The organism is Sphingomonas sp. BL2, assembly GCF_056680015.1.
Genome location: NZ_CM155261.1, coordinates 3433933 through 3452426, shown reverse-complemented (window position 1 = coordinate 3452426; position 18494 = coordinate 3433933). Strand labels below are relative to the sequence as shown.

At 65.8% G+C, this 18494-nt stretch carries 11 protein-coding genes; 8 read left to right on the top strand and 3 right to left on the bottom strand.

Annotation, left to right across the window (positions count from 1 at the left end; all coding sequences use genetic code 11):
• Positions 1-273: 273 nt before the first annotated feature.
• Together AC1ME3_RS15925 and AC1ME3_RS15920 are read left to right on the top strand one after the other, a co-directional pair.
• A complete protein-coding gene (locus tag AC1ME3_RS15925; protein ID WP_480953943.1) occupies positions 274-4983 on the top strand; it encodes a YadA-like family protein in 4710 nt (1569 codons plus the stop codon).
• A gap of 141 nt (positions 4984-5124) precedes the next feature.
• Positions 5125-5913 (top strand): alpha/beta fold hydrolase, encoded by a 789-nt coding sequence (locus AC1ME3_RS15920; RefSeq protein WP_480953942.1) that lies wholly within the window; start codon positions 5125-5127, stop codon positions 5911-5913.
• 166 nt (positions 5914-6079) lie between these two features.
• Here the strand turns inward: AC1ME3_RS15920 and AC1ME3_RS15915 are convergent, their stop codons facing one another.
• The 3 genes from AC1ME3_RS15915 to AC1ME3_RS15905 form a co-directional block, all read right to left on the bottom strand.
• Positions 6080-6565: a hypothetical protein gene (locus AC1ME3_RS15915; protein ID WP_480953941.1), complete on the bottom strand. Its 486-nt coding sequence runs from the start codon at positions 6563-6565 to the stop codon at positions 6080-6082.
• A 64-nt stretch (positions 6566-6629) separates the two neighbouring features.
• The gene (locus AC1ME3_RS15910; RefSeq protein WP_480953940.1) at positions 6630-8081 is read right to left on the bottom strand and encodes an AMP nucleosidase; all 1452 of its coding nucleotides are present in this window, start codon (positions 8079-8081) and stop codon (positions 6630-6632) included.
• A gap of 187 nt (positions 8082-8268) precedes the next feature.
• Positions 8269-8748 carry a peroxiredoxin gene (locus AC1ME3_RS15905; RefSeq protein WP_398456802.1) on the bottom strand — a complete coding sequence of 160 codons (480 nt, stop codon included), beginning with the start codon at positions 8746-8748 and terminating at the stop codon, positions 8269-8271.
• 109 nt (positions 8749-8857) lie between these two features.
• Between AC1ME3_RS15905 and AC1ME3_RS15900 the strand changes: the two genes are divergently transcribed.
• The 6 genes from AC1ME3_RS15900 to AC1ME3_RS15875 all read left to right on the top strand — a co-directional run bounded on the left by AC1ME3_RS15900 (position 8858) and on the right by AC1ME3_RS15875 (position 18442).
• Positions 8858-9418, top strand: coding sequence for a YqgE/AlgH family protein (locus AC1ME3_RS15900; protein ID WP_480953939.1), 561 nt, complete (start codon positions 8858-8860; stop codon positions 9416-9418).
• A gap of 278 nt (positions 9419-9696) precedes the next feature.
• Positions 9697-11130 (top strand): adenosylhomocysteinase, encoded by a 1434-nt coding sequence (gene ahcY, locus AC1ME3_RS15895; protein ID WP_107954828.1) that lies wholly within the window; start codon positions 9697-9699, stop codon positions 11128-11130.
• A 184-nt stretch (positions 11131-11314) separates the two neighbouring features.
• The gene (locus AC1ME3_RS15890) at positions 11315-14410 is read left to right on the top strand and encodes a TonB-dependent receptor domain-containing protein (protein ID WP_480953938.1); all 3096 of its coding nucleotides are present in this window, start codon (positions 11315-11317) and stop codon (positions 14408-14410) included.
• Positions 14411-14533: 123 nt separating this feature from the next.
• Entirely contained in the window at positions 14534-16909 is a 2376-nt protein-coding gene (locus tag AC1ME3_RS15885) for a sensor histidine kinase (RefSeq protein ID WP_480953937.1), read from the top strand.
• Between the two features lie 127 nt (positions 16910-17036).
• Positions 17037-17477: a tRNA (adenosine(37)-N6)-threonylcarbamoyltransferase complex ATPase subunit type 1 TsaE gene (gene tsaE, locus AC1ME3_RS15880; protein ID WP_480955855.1), complete on the top strand. Its 441-nt coding sequence runs from the start codon at positions 17037-17039 to the stop codon at positions 17475-17477.
• Positions 17474-18442, top strand: coding sequence for an aminoglycoside phosphotransferase family protein (locus AC1ME3_RS15875; RefSeq protein WP_480955854.1), 969 nt, complete (start codon positions 17474-17476; stop codon positions 18440-18442). Before tsaE ends, AC1ME3_RS15875 begins: the two co-directional genes overlap by 4 nt.
• Positions 18443-18494: the final 52 nt, after the last annotated feature.

The window sequence follows — 18494 nt, the reverse complement described above, 5'->3', positions numbered from 1 at the left end:
TCATTAACGATCAGAAATGCCGGATATAACAACAGTCTGGTCGCGAACTTCATCTATCCAACAAGAACGGTTTTATGTTTCAGTCAGTATGGATTGAAGTTGTGTAGAATAACGATGATTTGCTTTGTCTGTTCCACGTCTATGCTTATTTATTACGGTAACAGACTGTTAGTATTACAGGGATGAACATCCTTCCGTTCCGATAGTCGAATCTAGAGTTCGGCGATGCGGGAAATCAGGGCTGCTGTTGCAGTCGTCAGTGGAGGTTGTTTGATGTCCAACGCGTTTTTTCGCCCGCAAGATCGAGACGCCGTGACGCCGACTGGCGCCAAGACGTTCGCCTCGCGTCCTGCAAAGTCGCCCACCTTTACCCGCACGCTGCGCCGCCTGCGCGATGGCGCTTCGCTGATCGGGCTGGCGACCACGTCGCTGTTCGCCGCGCAGTCCGCCACCGCACAGACGACGCCCGTCCCCAACATCGTCGGCGCGTGCACGGGCGTCAGCCTACCGCGGTCGGTAGTCACGGACATCCTGCGCCCGGTAATCACCGGCATCGCCACGCCGACCGAAGACACCATCAACGGCGTACTCGGAAGCGTAAGAGTCGTCGCCGCACTCCCCCTGGTGAACCTGGGGATCACCACGCCAGACCTCAGCCTCGATGCCACGGGGCTGCTGGACAACGCCGCAGCAGGCAAGAACATCACGTTGCAGGTCTTGAATTCGAACGGGCAGATCGTCGGCCCGAACGATCGGTGCGATACGCAGGCGGACAGCTTCTCGTTGCGCAACCAGGCCGGTATCTCGATCGGCGGCAACCGCATCACCGGGCTCGGCACCAACGGGCTGGACGCGTCGGCGGGCGAGCTGACCTCGGTCGCGTTCGGCAATTCCGCGAGGACGGCGGCGACGGCGTTCGGCTCGGTCGCGTTCGGCACGCGCGCGAACGTCGGCGCGGGCGCAACCGGTGCGATGGCGTTGGGCACCGATGCGAGCGCCACTGGGGCGAACGGCGTGGCCTTGGGTGCCCGCAGTCTGGCCGCGCGCGGACCGCTGACGAACTATGCCGCCATCGGCCTCGGCACGGCGCAGAATTCGGCAGGCGAGGTCTCAGTGGGTACCGCCGGGGCCGAGCGGCAGATCACCAACGTCGCGGCCGGCTCGGCGACGACCGATGCGGTCAATGTCGGGCAGCTCGCCGGCGTCCAGGCGCAGATCGGTACGGTCGCCAGCGGCGCAGTCCAGTATGACGATGCGACCCGGGCCATCGTGACGCTAGCCGGCGTGGGCACCGGCGCGGCCCCGGTGGCGCTCCGCAACGTCGCGGCAGGCACGCTCGGCGCCACCTCGACCGATGCGGTCAACGGCAGCCAGTTGTTCGCGACCAATACCAATGTCTCGAACCTGACGACCAACATCAGCAACGGCGCGATCGGCGCGCTGCAATATTCCAACGCCGCAACGCCGACCGTTCCGAACGGCGGCGTTCCCTCCAACGACGCTGCGCTGGTCGGTGTCGCGGCGGGCCCGGTCGGGCTGCACAATGTCGCCAATGGCGTCGTTGCCGCCGGATCGACCGACGCGGTCAACGGCGGACAATTGTCGACCGTGACGGATCGGGTCGGCACGCTGGCCGGGCTCGCCGTCCAGTATGACGACGCCACGCGGACGCGGGCGACGTTAGGTGGTGTCGGGACTGGCGCGGCGCCCGTCGCGTTGACCAACGTCGCAGCTGGCACACTCGGCGCGACCTCGACCGAGGCGGTCAACGGCAGCCAGCTGTTCGCGACAAACACCAACGTCACGAACACCAACACCGCGCTGACCAACCTGACGACCAACATTAGCAATGGCGGCATCGGCGCGCTGCAATATTCGAACGCGGCGACTCCGACCGTGCCGAACGGTGGCGTTCCGACCAACGACGTCGCGCTGGTCGGTGCAACGGCAGGCCCGGTCGCTCTGCACAACGTTGCCGATGGCACTGTCGCGACCGGATCGACCGACGCGGTGAATGGCGGGCAGCTTGCCACCGTGACCGGCCAGGTCGGCAACCTCGCAGCGCTGTCGGTCCAGTATGACGACGCGACGCGCGCTCGCGTCACGCTCGGGGGTCTCGGCACGGGTGCCGCTCCGGTGGTGATCGGCAATGTCGCGGCGGGTACGCTCGGCGCGATCTCGACCGACGCGGTCAATGGCAGCCAGCTGTTCGCGACCAATACCAACGTCACCAACCTGACGACCAACATCGCCAATGGTGCGATCGGTGCGCTGCAATATTCCAGCGCAGGTGCACCGACCACGCCGAACGGTGGCGTACCGTCGAACGACGCGACGCTGGTGGGTGGTGCCGCCGGCGCGGTCGCCCTGCACAATGTCGCGGACGGCACTGTTGCGGTCGGGTCGACCGACGCGGTCAATGGCGGTCAGCTTGCCCTGGTCTCGGGGCAGGTCGGCACGCTGAACGGTTTGGCGGTGCAGTATGACGACCTCAGCCGGTCGCGCGTGACCTTCGGCGGCGCGGGTGCTGCACCCGTCGTGCTCGGCAACGTTGCGGCGGGGACGCTGGGCGCCACCTCGCTCGAGGCGGTGAACGGCAGCCAGCTGTTCGCGACCAACACCAACGTCACGAACACCAACACCGCGCTGACCAACCTCACGACCAACATCGCCAATGGCGGTATCGGCGCGGTGCAATATTCCAACGCCGCGACGCCGACCACGCCCAATGGCGGCGTGCCGAGCAACGACGTCGCGCTGGTCGGTGCGGCTGCGGGCCCGGTCGGATTGCACAATGTCGCGAATGGCAATGTCGCGGTGGGATCGACCGACGCGGTCAACGGTGGTCAGCTCGCCAGCGTCTCCGGGCAGGTCAGCGGCCTGTCGGCACTGGCAGTGCAGTATGACGATGTCGGCCGGTCGCGGATCACGCTCGGCGGCGTCGGTACGGGTGCGGCCCCCGTAGTGATCGGCAATGTCGCGGCAGGCACGCTCGGCGCGGCCTCGACCGAGGCGGTCAACGGCAGTCAGCTGTTCGCGACCAACACCAACGTCACCAACCTGACGACGAGCATCGCGAATGGGGCGATCGGTGCGCTCCAATATTCGAGCGCAGGTGCACCGACCACGCCGAACGGCGGCGTACCGTCGAACGACGTGACGCTGGTCGGGGGTGCCGCTGGTGCCGTCGCCTTGCATAACGTCGGCAATGGCCTGGTTGCGGCCGGCTCGACCGACGCGGTCAACGGCGGCCAGCTGGCGACCGTCTCCGGCCAGGTCGGTAACCTCGCCGCGCTGTCGGTGCAGTATGACGATCCGACCCGGACGCGCGTGACGTTCGGTGGGGCAGGCGCCGCGCCGGTCGTTCTCGGCAACGTCGCGGCAGGAACGCTCGCGGCAGGGTCGACCGAAGCGGTCAACGGCGGCCAGCTCGTGGGGCTCGGCACCAGCGTCGCGGCGGGCCTGGGTGGCCTGTCGAGCTACGACGCGGCGACCAACCGCGTGCTCGCCTCGATCGGGTTCGGCGGGGTCCAATATGGCAACGTCCAGTCGGTCTTCGACGCGGTCAATGGCGCGATCAACGGCGGTGCGGGCATCCGGTATTTCCGGGTCCTCTCGACCCGCGGCGACAGCGTCGTGACGGGCACCGACAGCATCGCGATCGGTCCGGAAGCGACCGCGACCGCGGACAACAGCGTCGCCATCGGCACCGGGTCCTCGGCGCTTCGCGGCGGTACGCTTGGCTATGCCGCGCTGGGTCTCGCGGGCTTGCAGAACTCCGTCGGTGAAGTGTCGGTCGGGTCGGCCGGTGGTGCTCGGCAGATCACCAACGTCGCGGCCGGCACCGCGGCGACCGATGCCGCAAACGTCGGCCAGGTCGCAGGCGTCGCGGCGCAGGTCGCGGCCCTGGGCACCACCACCGTCCAGTACGACAATGGCACGAAGAACTCGATCACGCTCGGCGGTGCCGGCGGGACGGTCATCACCAACGTTGCGGCGGGCAACGTCGCCGCCGGGTCCACCGACGCGGTCAACGGCGCGCAGCTTGCGGCGACCAACACGCAAGTGGCGAACAACACGACCGCGATCACCAACCTGGGCAACCAGATCAGCAACGGTGCGACCGGGCCGGTGCAATACTCCAACCCCGGCAGCCCGACGACGCCGAACGGTGGCACGAAGACCAACGACCTGACGCTGGTCGGTGCGGCGGCTGGCCCCGTCGGCCTGCATAACGTCGCGGGCGGATCGATCGCGGCGGGATCGACCGACGCGGTCAATGGCGGGCAGGTCTATGCCCTCGCGCTGACGGCGGCGAATGCGGTGTCGTACAACACCGACGCGAACGGCGTGCGGACCAATACCGTGACGCTGGCGGGTGGCAACGCGGCGGCGCCGGTGACGATCGCCAACGTGGCCGCTGGTACGGTCGCGGCCGGGTCTGCCGAAGCGGTGAACGGTGGCCAGCTCTACACCACCAACCAGGCGGTCGCGACCGCGCAGGGCACCGCGAACAGCGCGCTCGCGCTGGGCAGCAACTCGGTGCAATATGGTCCTTCGCGCACCAACGTGACGTTCAACGCAGGCGGCCAGGCGACCGTGCTGAGCAACGTCGCGGCGGGCGTGTCGACCACCGACGCGGTCAATGTCGGGCAGCTGAACTCGGGCATCAACTCCGCGGTGACGCAGGCGAACGCCTATACCGACGGACGGATCGCGGCGCTCGACTTCGATCTGCGGAACCTCCGCCGGGACAGCTTCGCCGGGACCTCCAACGCGCTGGCAGCAGCCGGACTCCCGCAGGCGTATGAAGCGGGCAAGGGGATGATCGCGATGGGTGGTGGCACCTATGCCGGCCAGTCGGCGGTCGCGGTCGGAATGTCGAAGGCGTTCAGCGATGGCCATACCGTCGTCAAGCTGAGCGGCACCTACGACTCGCAGGGCCGTGCCGGTGCATCGGGCGGGATCGGGTATCAGTTCTGATCCTGTCTTTCGAAGTTTGGAACGGGCGGCCTTCGGGTCGCCCGTTTTCGTTTGGGGCTAAGGCTCGCTCGACGTTTGAGCGCAGGGCACGAGGGCGCGGGTTGACTTGGGCGGCGGCGGCTACGACTTGGCGGCGAACCAATGCAGGATGTGACCGTGGCCAGCACCCCGACCGAGACCCAGTTTTTCGAGAGCTTCGACGGCACGCGGATCGCGTGGCGCGAGGTTGGCCCCGACACGAAAGACGCACGGCCGGTGGTGCTGATCCACGGCTATTTCTCCGACGCGAAGACCAACTGGATCCGCTACGGCCACGCCGCGAAGATCGCCGCCAAGGGCTTCCGGGTGATCATGCCGGACCTGCGCGCGCACGGCGAAAGCGAGAAGCCGCACGGGCTCGAGGCGTATCCGGCGGATGCGCTGACGCAGGACGGCCACGCGCTGATCGCGCATCTCGGGCTGACGGACTACGACCTTGGCGGGTATTCGCTGGGCGCGCGGACGACGTCGCGGATGCTGGCGACGGGCGCGACGCCGCGGCGCGTGATCTTCTCCGGGATGGGTCTCGAAGGGCTCACCCAGACGTCGCGTCGCGCCGGGCATTTCCGGAATATCCTGACCAAGCTGGGGCAGCATGTGCAGGGTACGCCGGAGTGGCTGGCGGAGGCGTTCCTGAAGACGACGGGCGGCGATCCGGTCGCGTTGCTCGGTATCCTCGAGACGTTCGTCGATACGCCGCTCGAGTCGGTGAAGGCTATCCAGCAGGCCGCACTGGTGGTGTGTGGCGGCGAGGACCAGGACAATGGTTCGGCACCAGACCTGGCGGCGGCCCTTCCGCACGGCGAATATGTCGAGACCCCCGGCGGCCACATGAGCGCCGTCGTGAAGCCCGAACTCGGCCAGGCAATCGCGAACTTTCTTGCCCGCTAATTATCCGCCAACTTTCAGTTCCCCCGCGAAAGCGGGGGCCCAGGGTTACGAACGCTACCGCGGCGCCGCTGAACCCCCGCCGCCTCGGGAGAACGAAGCGCGCGCGGGAACATCTTGTCCCGACCACCCCGGAAAGGCCGGAATGGCGAGGTAAGGGCGGGGCGGCTTACTCCGGTACCGTGCCAGGATCGGCGATGCCGGCGTCGAACGACTTCGACGAGTCTGCTCCATCCGCCTGATGCGCATGCGTACCCTTCGGCTTGGGCGGTATCGGACTCTTCGGCGTGCTCCCCCGCAACGTCAGTAATGCGCCGACTGCGGCTCCCGCAACCGCTACTCCGCTGAAGATTGCGGCAGCGCCCCATTTACCGCGGGACTTTTCCGGGGGCTTGGCGACCGGGATCGGCGTTGCCGTATTGCGCGCGGGGACCGGGCGCGGCGTGCTGCGCTTGGTCGAGCGAGGCTTCGGCGCAGGCTTTGCGGCCGGCTTTGGCGCCACGGGCTTGTCCGTAACCGGCGCGGGCTTGGCCGAAACCGGGTTGGCGAACGATGTCGCAGCCGGTGCCGCCTTCGGTGCGCTCGTCTTGCGCGGCGCACGACGGCGGGCGGCGGGCTTCTTTGCTTCCGTATCGGGCGTGTCGGTGTCGGCCACTTCTATCTTCCCTCAGCAATGATTCCGGAAGCGTAACGCATTCCCGTGCGATCCGCTCCGGTTTTTACCGGAACGGCGGCTCGTCGAACGCGCGGAGCTTGCGGCTGTGGAGCTTCGAGCCTTCGAGGCGGAGTTGCTCGCAGGTCTCGATGCCGATCCGCAGATGCTCGCTGATCGCGCGTTCGTAGAAGCGGTTGGCCTGGCCGGGCAGCTTCAGCTCGCCGTGGAGCGGCTTGTCGGAAACGCAGAGCAATGTGCCGTAGGGCACCCGGAAACGATAGCCCTGCGCGGCGATCGTCGCCGACTCCATGTCGATGCCGACCGCGCGCGACAGCGAGAAGCGCAGCGCGGACTTCGAGTAGCGGAGTTCCCAGTTGCGGTCGTCGGTAGTCACGATAGTGCCGGTGCGGAGGCGGCGCTTGAGTTCCTCGCCCGACTGGCCCGAGACGATCTCGGCCGCCTTGGCCATGGCGAGCTGGACTTCGGCGATCGCGGGAATCGGAATTTCGGGGGGCAGGACGTCGTCGAGGACATGGTCGTCGCGCAGATAGGCGTGCGCGAGGACATAGTCGCCGATCCGCTGGCTGGGGCGCAGGCCACCGCAATGGCCGATCATCAGCCATGCCTCGGGGCGCAGCACCGCGAGATGGTCGCAGATCGTCTTCGCGTTGGAGGGCCCGACGCCGATGTTGACGAGCGTGATGCCGGTGCGGTCGTCCGCCATCAGGTGATAGGCGGGCATCTGATGACGGCGCCAGGCGCTGTCGGAGATGATCTTGTCGATGTCGTCGCCCGACGAGATCGTGATCCCGCCCGCGCCCGACAGGCTGGTGAAGCGGCTCGGTGTTCCATCGGTTTTGGGGCCCAACTGCGTTCCGGCCCAGCGGACGAACTCGTCGACGTAGCGATGATAGTTGGTGAACAGCACGAATCGCTGCGCGTGTTCGGCGGGCGTGCCCATGTAATGGCGCAGGCGGGCGAGGCTGAAGTCGGTGCGAAGACCGTCGAACAGCGCGAGCGGGCGCGTCTCGTCCTGCGCGATCCAAAGGCCGTCGGCGATCTCGTCGCCGATATGCGCGAGTTCGGTGGCCGGGAAGTGGCGCGACAATTCGGTGGCGGACACCTCGTCAAGGCTCAGCGCGTGGCCGGGTTCGATCACGTACGGGAACGGGATTTCCTGGCGGCCTTCGACGGCTTCGACAGTGACGTCGTAATCCTCGATCAGCAGCGTCAGCTGTTCGGTCAGGTATTCGGCGAAGATCGCGGGCTTGGTGACGCTGATCTTGTACTCGCCGGGCGTGACCATGCGACCGAACGAACGGAGCGGGGTAGGGCGATCGACGCCGCCCTTATAGGTCAGCCGGATCTCGGGATAGGCGAACGAACCGTCTGTGCGGCTGGCCGGATCGGGCGTCGTGCCGTCGGCGATATAAGCGCTCATGGCGGCTTGGAGGCGCTCGACGGAGGCGCGGTAGAGGCGGTCGAGTTCGGCGACGAGGTCGGATGCGATTGTCATCGGGCAGTGTTAGGTGGCGGACGTTACGGTGGCAAGACCACCGGCTTCTTCGAATCCTCCCCCGCCAGGGGGAGGTGTCGCCGAAGGTGACGGAGGGGGAGGGCACGGAACAGATGTTGCCCTTTCCTCCCCCCTCCGTCTGGCAAGCGCCAGCCACCTCCCCCTGGCGGGGGAGGACTCTAAGAGGTCAGATTTCGCTCAGGAGGTGCTCGGCCGAACTCACCTTGAACTCGCCCGGTGCCTCGACGTTCAGCTGCTCGACCACGCCGTCGTTGACCAGCATCGAGTAACGCTGGCTGCGCGTACCCATGCCGAAGCCCGAGCCGTCCATCGTCAGCCCGATCGCCTTGGCGAAATCGCCATTGCCGTCCGCGAGCAACGTGATGTCACCAGCGCCTGCCGACTTGCCCCACGCACCCATCACGAACGCGTCGTTGACCGAGACGCAGGCGACCTCGTCGATGCCCTTGGCCTTGAGTTCGGCTTCCTTCTCGACGAAACCGGGCAAGTGCTTTGCCGAGCAGGTTGGCGTGAACGCGCCGGGCACCGCGAACAGCGCCACCTTGCGGCCCTTGAAGAAGCTGTCGGTGTCGACCTGGTCGGGGCCGTCTGCGGTCGCCTTGACGAGGGTGGTGGTGGGAAGCCGGTCGCCGACGCTGATCGTCATCTGAAATCTCCTGTCGCCGCGCATTGGTCGCGGGCGAGCCGTACCTTGGACTGGGGGACGGGTATTTCAAGCGTGGCGGGCGTTCGTCCGCGTCGCTATGTTGGAACGCATGGACAAGACGCCCTTTCTTTCCGGACAATTCCTGCTCGCGATGCCGGGGCTGAGCGACCCGCGGTTCGCTCGCGCGGTGATCGCGATGTGCAGCCATGACGAGAATGGCGCGATCGGCATCGGCATCGGCGCGACCATCGACGGGCTGGGCTTCCACGATCTGCTCGAACAGTTCGGGATCGAACCGGGCGACGCGCCGAACGCGCCGGTGCATTTCGGCGGGCCGGTCGAGCCGCGGCGCGGTTTCGTTGTTCACTCGTCCGATTGGGGCGGGCAGGATTCGGTCGACGTCGCCGGGCGGTGGAAGCTGTCGAGCACGGTCGACGTGCTGCGCGCGATCGCCGAAGGGAAGGGCCCGTCGGAGTGGGTGGTGGCGCTTGGCTATGCCGGTTGGGATGGCGGGCAACTTGAGGGCGAGCTGTCGCGGCCGGGGTGGTTCAACGTGCTTGGCGACACCGAATTGCTGTTCGATACCGCGGCGGAGGATCGGTGGACGATGGCGTTTGCGCAGGCCGGCGTGGATCCCCGGTTGCTCGTGGCGGAGACGGGGCGGGCCTAGTTTAATCCTCCCCCGCCAGGGGGAGGTGGCTGGCTCTTGCGAGACGGAGGGGGAGGCAAGCGAAACGTAGGTTCCGTGTCCTCCCCCTCCGTCACCTTCGGTGCCACCTCCCCCTGGCGGGGAAGGAAAGTTTGCGGCAGCGTTGTCATGCGGGCGGGGCTGCATCCGTCATATAAAGATATCTTTATATTTGATTTGAGCCCGCCGATCCCCTAAGTGGCACCACATCCGGCACGGGCATGAGGCTCGCCGATCACAGAATTTCCAGGAGACCCATCGTGGCCACCACCCTCGCCCCCGCGCAGTCCGGCAATGCGACCGACTACGTCGTCGCCGACATCAGCCTCGCCGATTTCGGCCGCGCCGAGATCAACATCGCCGAGACCGAGATGCCCGGCCTGATGTCGCTGCGTACCGAGTTCGGCGCCGCACAGCCTCTCAAGGGCGCGCGGATCACCGGTTCGCTGCACATGACGATCCAGACCGCGGTGCTGATCGAGACGCTGACCGCACTCGGCGCCGACGTCCGCTGGGCGACCTGCAACATCTTCTCGACGCAGGACCACGCCGCCGCCGCGATCGCCGCGACCGGCGTGCCGGTGTTCGCGATCAAGGGCGAGAGCCTCGCGGATTACTGGAACTATGTCGGCGACATCTTCTCGTGGGATCGCGACGTCGAGGGCCAGACCGCCAACATCATCCTCGACGACGGTGGCGACGCGACGATGTTCGCACTCTGGGGCGCCAAGCTCGAAGCCGGCCACACGATGCCCGAGCCCGAGAACGAGGAAGAGGTCGAGATGCAGCGTGCGCTCAAGGCGTACGTCGCGAAGAACCCCGGCTACCTGACAGAGACCGTCAAGAACCTGAAGGGCGTCTCGGAAGAGACCACCACGGGCGTCCACCGCTTGTACGAGATCGCCAAGAAGGGCGAGCTGCCGTTCCCCGCGATCAACGTCAACGACTCGGTCACCAAGTCGAAGTTCGACAACCTCTATGGCTGCAAGGAATCGCTGGTCGACGCGATCCGTCGCGCGACCGACGTCATGCTCGCCGGCAAGGTCGCCTGCGTCGCCGGCTTTGGTGACGTCGGCAAGGGTTCGGCCCAGTCGCTCCGCAATGGCGGCGCGCGCGTGATGGTTACCGAAGTCGATCCGATCTGCGCACTGCAGGCGGCGATGGAGGGCTTCGAGGTCGTGACGATGGAAGAGGCCGTGAAGCGCGCCGACATCTTCTGCACCGCGACCGGCAACGCCGACGTCATCACTGCCGATCACATGAAGGCGATGAAGCCGATGTCGATCGTCTGCAACATCGGCCACTTCGACTCGGAGATCCAGATCGCCGCGCTGTCGAACTACGACTGGACCGAAGTGAAGCCCGGCACCGACCTGGTGAAGTTCCCGGACGGCAAGCAGATCATCATCCTGGCGAAGGGTCGCCTGGTGAACCTGGGTTGCGCCACCGGTCACCCGTCGTTCGTGATGTCGGCCTCGTTCACCAACCAGACGCTCGCGCAGATCGAGCTCTGGACCAAGGGCGAGAACTACAAGAACGAAGTCTACGTCCTGCCGAAGCACCTCGACGAGAAGGTCGCGATGCTCCACCTCGAGAAGCTCGGCGTGAAGTTGTCGAAGCTTTCGGACAAGCAGGCCGGCTACATCGGCGTGCCGGTCGAAGGCCCGTTCAAGCCGGACCATTACCGCTACTGACTCTCAGGATTCCGTAGGGTTTTCGAAAGCCGCGTCCGCCATCAGGCGGGCGCGGCTTTTTCGTTGCGGATCCGTGTTGCAGCGATGCAACATGTTTGTAATGTTTCGCCGACCGGATTGAAAAAGCGTCATAAAAGGTGTCCTTCCTGCCTCAGTAAAAGCTTGGGTTCAGAGGGTTATTAGTATGAGTGGCATATCGGTCCGGAAGTCCGGATTGTTCGTAACCGCGTCCACGGTCGCGTTCGTATTGGCCTCGGCGATCCCGGCAGCAGCGCAGACCGCGACGCCGGTAGACGCGCAGACCCAGGCTCCAGGCACCGATCCAGCCGCTCCGATTGGCTCCGACACCACCACGGGCACGGTTGCGCAGACGGTGGCGCCAGATACGGGCGATATCGTCGTGACCGGTTCGCGCATCGCGCGGCCGACACTCAATTCGCCTATTCCCGTCACCACTGTGACGCAGGCCGACCTGACACGGACCGGCGCAATCGTCATCGGCGACGTGCTCAACGATCTGCCATCGCTGCGCTCGACGTACAGCCAGGCAAACTCGACCCAGTTCATCGGCACTGCGGGCATCAACCTGCTCGATCTGCGCGGCCTCGGGCCGACGCGGACGCTCGTGCTCGTCAACGGGCGTCGTCACATCACCGGATCGACCGGGGATTTCCTGGTCGATACCAACACGATCCCGACCGACCTGATCGACCGCGTCGACATCGTCACCGGCGGTAGCTCGGCAGTGTATGGTTCGGACGCCATGGCCGGTGTCGTGAACTTCGTGCTGAAGCGCAATTTCGACGGCGTTTCGCTCAACGCGCAGAACGGGATCGCTGACAACGGCAATCGTGGCACGTACCGGTTATCGGGCACGTTCGGCAAGAACTTCGCCGAGGGTCGCGGTAACATCGCGCTCGGCCTTGAGTATAACCAGGCCGACCTGCTCACCTATGCCGACCGGCCCGAACTTACCGGAATCTATTCAGGTCGGAGCCAGATCACCCGCGTCGCGCCGAATGGCGCCGGCGTTCCAGAGCGGACGTTCCTGAACGGCCTGCATAGCTTCGGTTACGACAATGGCGGCAACTTCATCCCTTACGGCGACGGCAATTTGCTGGATTGCAACAGCGTCGCTGCGGCCTGCCGAGCCAACGGCGCCCCGCGCGTGTTCGGCTTCGGAACCGACGGGACGCTGTCGGAGTATAATTACGGAAACGATCTTCGTCCGTCGGGCAACAACAACAACCAGAACGGGAGCGGTCCCACCCTGCGAGACAAGGGTACGCTGAACCCCGGCCTGAAGCGGTACGTCGCCAATCTGATCGGGCATTTCGATGTGTCCGAGGCGTTCAAGCCGTTCTTTGAGGCGAAGTTCGTGCGTGTCGACAGCTATGCGCAGGGCACGGGCACGTTCAACCAGGGCGGCTCGCAGGGCGATGGCGCCGAGGGCGAGACGTATCTGGCCAGCGGCATTCCGATCGCCTTCGACAATGCCTATCTCAACCCACAGGCGGCCGCGACCATCCGTTCGCTGTTGCCGGCGGGTTCGGACTATTTCCGGGTCAACCGCAACAACTCCGATTTGGGGACGCGTGACGAGGCGGACCGCCGCGACACGTATCGGATCGTGGTCGGTGCCGAGGGCAGGTTCAACGACGATTGGAAGTACGATTTCTCGGTGAACTACGGCGAATTCCGTACCAAGTCGAAATTCTACAACAACCAGTTCCAGTCGCGCTTCTACAACGCGATCGATGCCGTTCGTAATGGTGCCGGCCAGATCGTGTGCCGCATCAACCAGGCCAGCGTGGTCGATGCGTCGTGCGCACCGCTCAATATCCTGGGGGAGGGGCGCGCCAGCCAGGCTGCGCTGAACTACATCAACACGACCTCGACCAGCCGCGGCAAGGCGACCGAGTTCGACGTGACGGCCAATATCGTCGGCGACAGCTCGCAGTTGTTCGAACTGCCGGGCGGTCCCGTTCGGTTCGCGATCGGCGGCGAGTATCGTCGCGAAACGGCGTTCTCGGCCTATGACGACACGATCAAGGGCGGCGACACGTTCTTCAACGTCATTCCCGACTTCCGCCCGCCGGCGTTTGCCGTGAAGGAAGCCTATGGCGAGTTGGAAGTGCCTTTGCTCCAGGACATCAGCTTCGCCAAGGAGCTGACGGTCAATGCGGCGGGTCGCATCGCCGACTACAGGGGTTCGACGGGAACGGTGTACGCCTACAACTTCGGCGGGATCTACGCGCCGATCAACGATATCAAGTTCCGCGTAAATTATTCGCGGTCGGTTCGCGCACCTACGCTGAGCGATCTCTATTCGTCGAACTTCCAGAATTTCGATCAGCTTGACGATCCTTGCGATGTCAATTTCATCAACACGGGGCGGTCGACCCGTGCCGCGAATTGCGCCGCGGCAGGTGTTCCAGCCAATTTCGTGAATAACGTGGCACGGGCCGGTAGCACCGAATTCCTTTCGGGGGGCAACCCCAATCTCCAAGCCGAGAAGTCGCGGAGCTGGACCTATGGTGCGATCTTCCAGCCAAGCTTTATTCCAGGCTTCGCGCTGACGGTAGATTACTATGACATCAAGATCAGCAAGGTCATTCAGTCGGTCGATGCCCAGACCATTCTTGATGCGTGCTACGACGCGCCGACGCTCGACAACAGCTTCTGTAGCCTGATCAACCCGCGCCAGGCGAACGGGTTGTTCGCACGGCCGGCGTTGCTGCAGAGCCCCGTCAACTATGCCGGTCGCCGCGCCAAGGGTATCGATTTCGACGCGAGCTACAATCGCCACTTCGGCGCAGACACGAAGGCCACGTTCCGCGTGATTGGAAACTGGGTCCGCGACCGGACCGATTTCCCGTATCTCGACGAGCCGAGCCGGCCCGATCGGGTAAGGGGTGAGCTTGGCGATCCGATCTGGAACGTCAACGGATCGGTCGACCTGACGCACAAGAACTTCACGCTCGGGTATCAGGTGCGGTATATCGGTCGCCAGTCGATCACCGATTGGGAAGCGCAGCACGACACCAATGGCGTGCCTGCACTCAATCCGACCTACGCCGATGTCGTATATTACCCGAAGGTGATCTATCATGCGATCCGAGCATCGGTCGACGTCGACAAGCGCTTTACCTTGTACGGCGGTGTCGACAACCTGACCGACAAAAAGCCGCCCTACGGGTTGCTCGGTAACGGCGATGGCGACGCGATCTACGACAATATCGGTCGCGCCATGTACATCGGCGCTTCAGTGAAGCTGTAAGCGTTAGCAATGTTCATCTGCTAGACCGCGACGGGCGGGTCCGCATGTCGGGCTCGCCCTTTTCCTTGTGTCGTGGCTTTCCCCGGAGGGACGGATTGGCCTACATGGTCGAATGATGTCGCCATGGGCTTCCCAATAATGGTCCTCGGGACCGGTGTTGCCGTGACCGTCGGCTTGATCGTCTTTTTTGCGATCGTCGCGGGGTCGGCGCTGCTCTACATGGGTCTGCGGGCGCGATCCAACGCGGCCGAGATCATCGACGCCAACGCGCAGCTACAGACGATCCTCGATGGGTCGCCGGCGATTGTGACGGTGATCCGCTCGGGCGGGCGGATCGAGATGACGCAGCGGATGGCGGATTGGCTCGGGTTGGACGCGCCGCCGCGGTCGATCGCGGAGCTTGCTGCCGGGGGGACAGGGCTATCCGCCGACGATGCCGCGCGATTGATTGCGGATATCACGGCGGCGCAGCGGTCGGGGCGGGCGTTCGTGCGGTCGGTACGGTTGCAGGGCTCGACGCGGGCGATCACGTTTCGCGGCGCGCGCGCGCCGGGCGAGATGGGTGCGACCGGGGCGGTGCTGCTATGGGCGTTCGATGCGACCGACAGCGAGGCGGAGATCGCGCGACTGGGTTCCGAGACCGCGCGACTGGGTGAGGCATACGAGTCGCTGACCGGGCTGATCGAGGCCGCGCCGATGCCGATGTGGTACCGTGCGACCGATCTCCGGCTGGCGATGGTCAACACTGCCTATGTCGACGCGGTCGAGGGACGCGATGCCGCGGACGTCGTTGCGCGTGGACTGGAATTGGTCGAGGGATCTGGGCGTGGCGGGCCGCTCGCTGGCGCCGCGGTCGCGCGCGAGCAGGGACGGCCACACCAGCAGGTCCTGCCCGCGACGATCGACGGTGCGCGACGATCGTTGCAAATCTACGACGTGCCTTTGCCGAGCGGCGGCGTGGCCGGGTTTGCGATCGATATCGAGGAACTGGAGCAGGCGCGGTCTGGCGCCAAGCGATTTGCCGAAGCCCAGCGCGCAATGCTCGACCGCCTGTCGGCTGGCGTGGCGCAGTTCGGCGGCGATCGGTCGCTCGTATTCTGCAATCAGCCGTTTCGGCGGATGTTCGCGATGCGGAGCGAATGGCTCGCCGACCGGCCCGAGTTCGACCGGGTGCTCGAGCGGATGCGCGAGGCGAACCGGCTGCCCGAGGTACGCGACTTCCCAAGCTGGAAGGCGGAGCGGCGCGATTGGTTCATGCAGACCGGCTCTGCGCAAAGCGGTGGCGCGATGGAGGAGAACTGGCACCTCCGCGGCGGCACGCATCTCCGCGTCGTCGCGCAGCCGCTTCCCGATGGCGGCCTGTTGCTGATCTTCGAGGATCGGACCGAGCAGGTCCAGCTCGCCAGCGCACGCGATACCTTGCTGCGCGTCCGAACGGCAACGTTCGACAATCTGTTCGAGGCGCTCGGCGTGTTTGCCGCTGACGGCCGGTTGCAGTTGTGGAACAACCGGTTTCGCGCGCTATGGGGTTTGGAGGAGGAGTTTCTGGCCTCCCATCCCCGCGTTGACGCGTTTGCCGAGGCTGCGGGGGCCAAGCTCGCCACGCCCGGACGGTCGGCACTGATCCCCGATCTAGTGCGGTCGGCAACGGTCGGGCGCCAGCAGCGCGGCGGGCGCGTGGCGTTCGCCGACGGGCGGCATTTTGAGTTCGCGGGCGTGCCGCTACCCGATGGGAATGCGCTGTTCACGATGCTCGACATCACCGACAGCCGGCGCGCGGAGCAGGCTTTGCGCGACCGTGCGGACGCGCTCGAAGCGACCGACAAGGTGAAGACCGCCTTCGTCGCGAACATGAGCTACGAACTGCGCACGCCGCTGACCTCGATCAGCGGGTTCGCGGAGATGCTGCATGGCGGATATGCCGGTGCGCTGACGCCGCAGGCCGAGGGCTATGTCGGGGCGATCCTCGAATCGGTCGAGCGGCTCGGGTTGCTGGTCGACGACGTGCTCGACCTGACGCGGGCGGAGAGCGATCGGGCGGAAACCGATCGGAGTGACGTCGACCTCGCAGCTACCGTGCGCGCGGCGGCGGAGACGATCCTGCCGTCCGCCAAGCGACGTAAACTCGATTTCGCGATCGAGGTCGCGCGGTCGACTGGACGCGTGAACGGCAATCAAAAGCGGTTGAAGGAGGTCGTCGAGCATCTGCTGCGGCATGCGGTGGCGGCGACGCCCGACGGTGGGCGCGTGCTGCTGCATACCGATGGCAATGCGACGTCGGCGCGGATCGTGGTGTCGGATGATGGCGTCGGCATGGATGCGGAGGCGGTGGCGCATGCGTTCGACCGGTTCGCGGAGTCGAAGCCGATGGGGGATCGGGCTTTGGGGTTGGGATTGCCGTTGGCGAAGCAGTTCGTGGAAGCACATGGCGGGACGATCGAACTGGTGTCCGAACCGGGAGCTGGCACGCTGATCACCGTAGAATTGCCGCGGCGATGATCGTTTTGAACCTACTCCCTCTCCCCTCCGGGGAGAGGGTTGGGGTGAGGGGCCGCCAAGCAATGTACCGCTTGGAACTGCCCCTCACCCAACCCTCTCCCCGGAGGGGAGAGGGCTCGTGCGCGTGATCCATTTACCCGACCCGCAAGCTACCGAAGCGTTCGGGGCTATGCTTGCCGACCTGGTCGGACCCGGCGACGTCATCACGCTTGTGGGCACGCTCGGCGCCGGCAAGACCAGCGTCGCCCGCGGACTCCTCGCCGCACTCGGGCTCGCCGGCGAAGCGCCATCGCCCAGCTTTGCGATCGTCCAGCCCTACGAGCCGCCCGAGGTGCGCTTCCCCGTACTCCACGTCGACCTCTACCGCATCGACGACCCAGCCGAGATCGAGGAGCTCGCGCTCGACGACGCGCGCTATGATTCGCTGTTGCTGGTCGAATGGCCGGAGCGCGCAGGCCCCGATTACTGGCCGGATGCCCTTCGCCTGAGCCTGACGATCGAGCCGGACGGCACGCGTGGCTTGACTATCGGCGTGCCGGAAGCTTGGAGGTCGCGATGGCCGACATGACCCCGCCGCCCGGCGCCGCCTCTTTTCTCAACGCCCATGGCTGGGGAGGCGCGCAGATCCTCCCGGTCGCAGGTGATGCCTCGTTCCGCCGGTATTTCCGTGCGATTGAAGGAGGGCGCCAGGCCATCCTGATGGACGCACCCCCGCCGCACGAAGACCCTCGACCGTTCATCGCGGTCGCCGAGTGGCTCGTCGAACGTGACTTCGCGGCGCCAGCAATTCTGGCGTGCGACCTCGACCAGGGGCTCGTGCTGATCGAGGATTTCGGTGACGATCGGCTGCGCGAGGCGGTCGATGCTTCACCGGGGGAGGAACTGTCGCTGTATGCGCCCGCGATCGACTTGCTGGTCCGGCTGCGTGCCGAGCCGGCTGGGCCGGTCCCCCCCTATGATCGCGTCGTGCTGATGCGCGAGGCGCGGCTGTTCGTCGAATGGTATTGCCCGGCGGTCGGGATCGAGCCCGACCTGGAAGGCTGGGACGCAGCTTGGGAGTCGGTGTTTGACCACGCTATCGCCGAGACGCCGGTCACGGTTTTGCGCGATTATCACGCCGAGAACCTGATGCTCGTCGGGCCTGAGCGCTCGCTCGGCCTGCTCGATTTCCAGGACGCGCTGGCGGGACATCCGGCCTATGATCTCGTGTCGCTGTTGCAGGATGCGCGGCGGACGGTCGATCCGGCGGTCGAGGCGGCGATGCTGGAACGATACGGCGCGGCGGCGGACGCGGGGGACGACTTCATGAACGCGTATCACGTGCTCGGCACACAGCGGAATGCGAAGATCCTCGGGATCTTCACGCGGCTGTGGAAGCGCGACGGCAAGCCGCACTACGCGACGATGTGCCCCCGGGTGTGGACGTATCTGGAGCGCGACCTGGCACAGCCGGTGATGGCGCCGGTCGCGGCGTGGTTCGCGGCGAACGTGCCGCCCGCGCTGCGCGGCGATCCGCTGGCCTTGAGCGCGTGAGCCGCCAGCAGACGATCCGCCCTGTCCCGCGCGGGATCGTGCCCGAGACGGC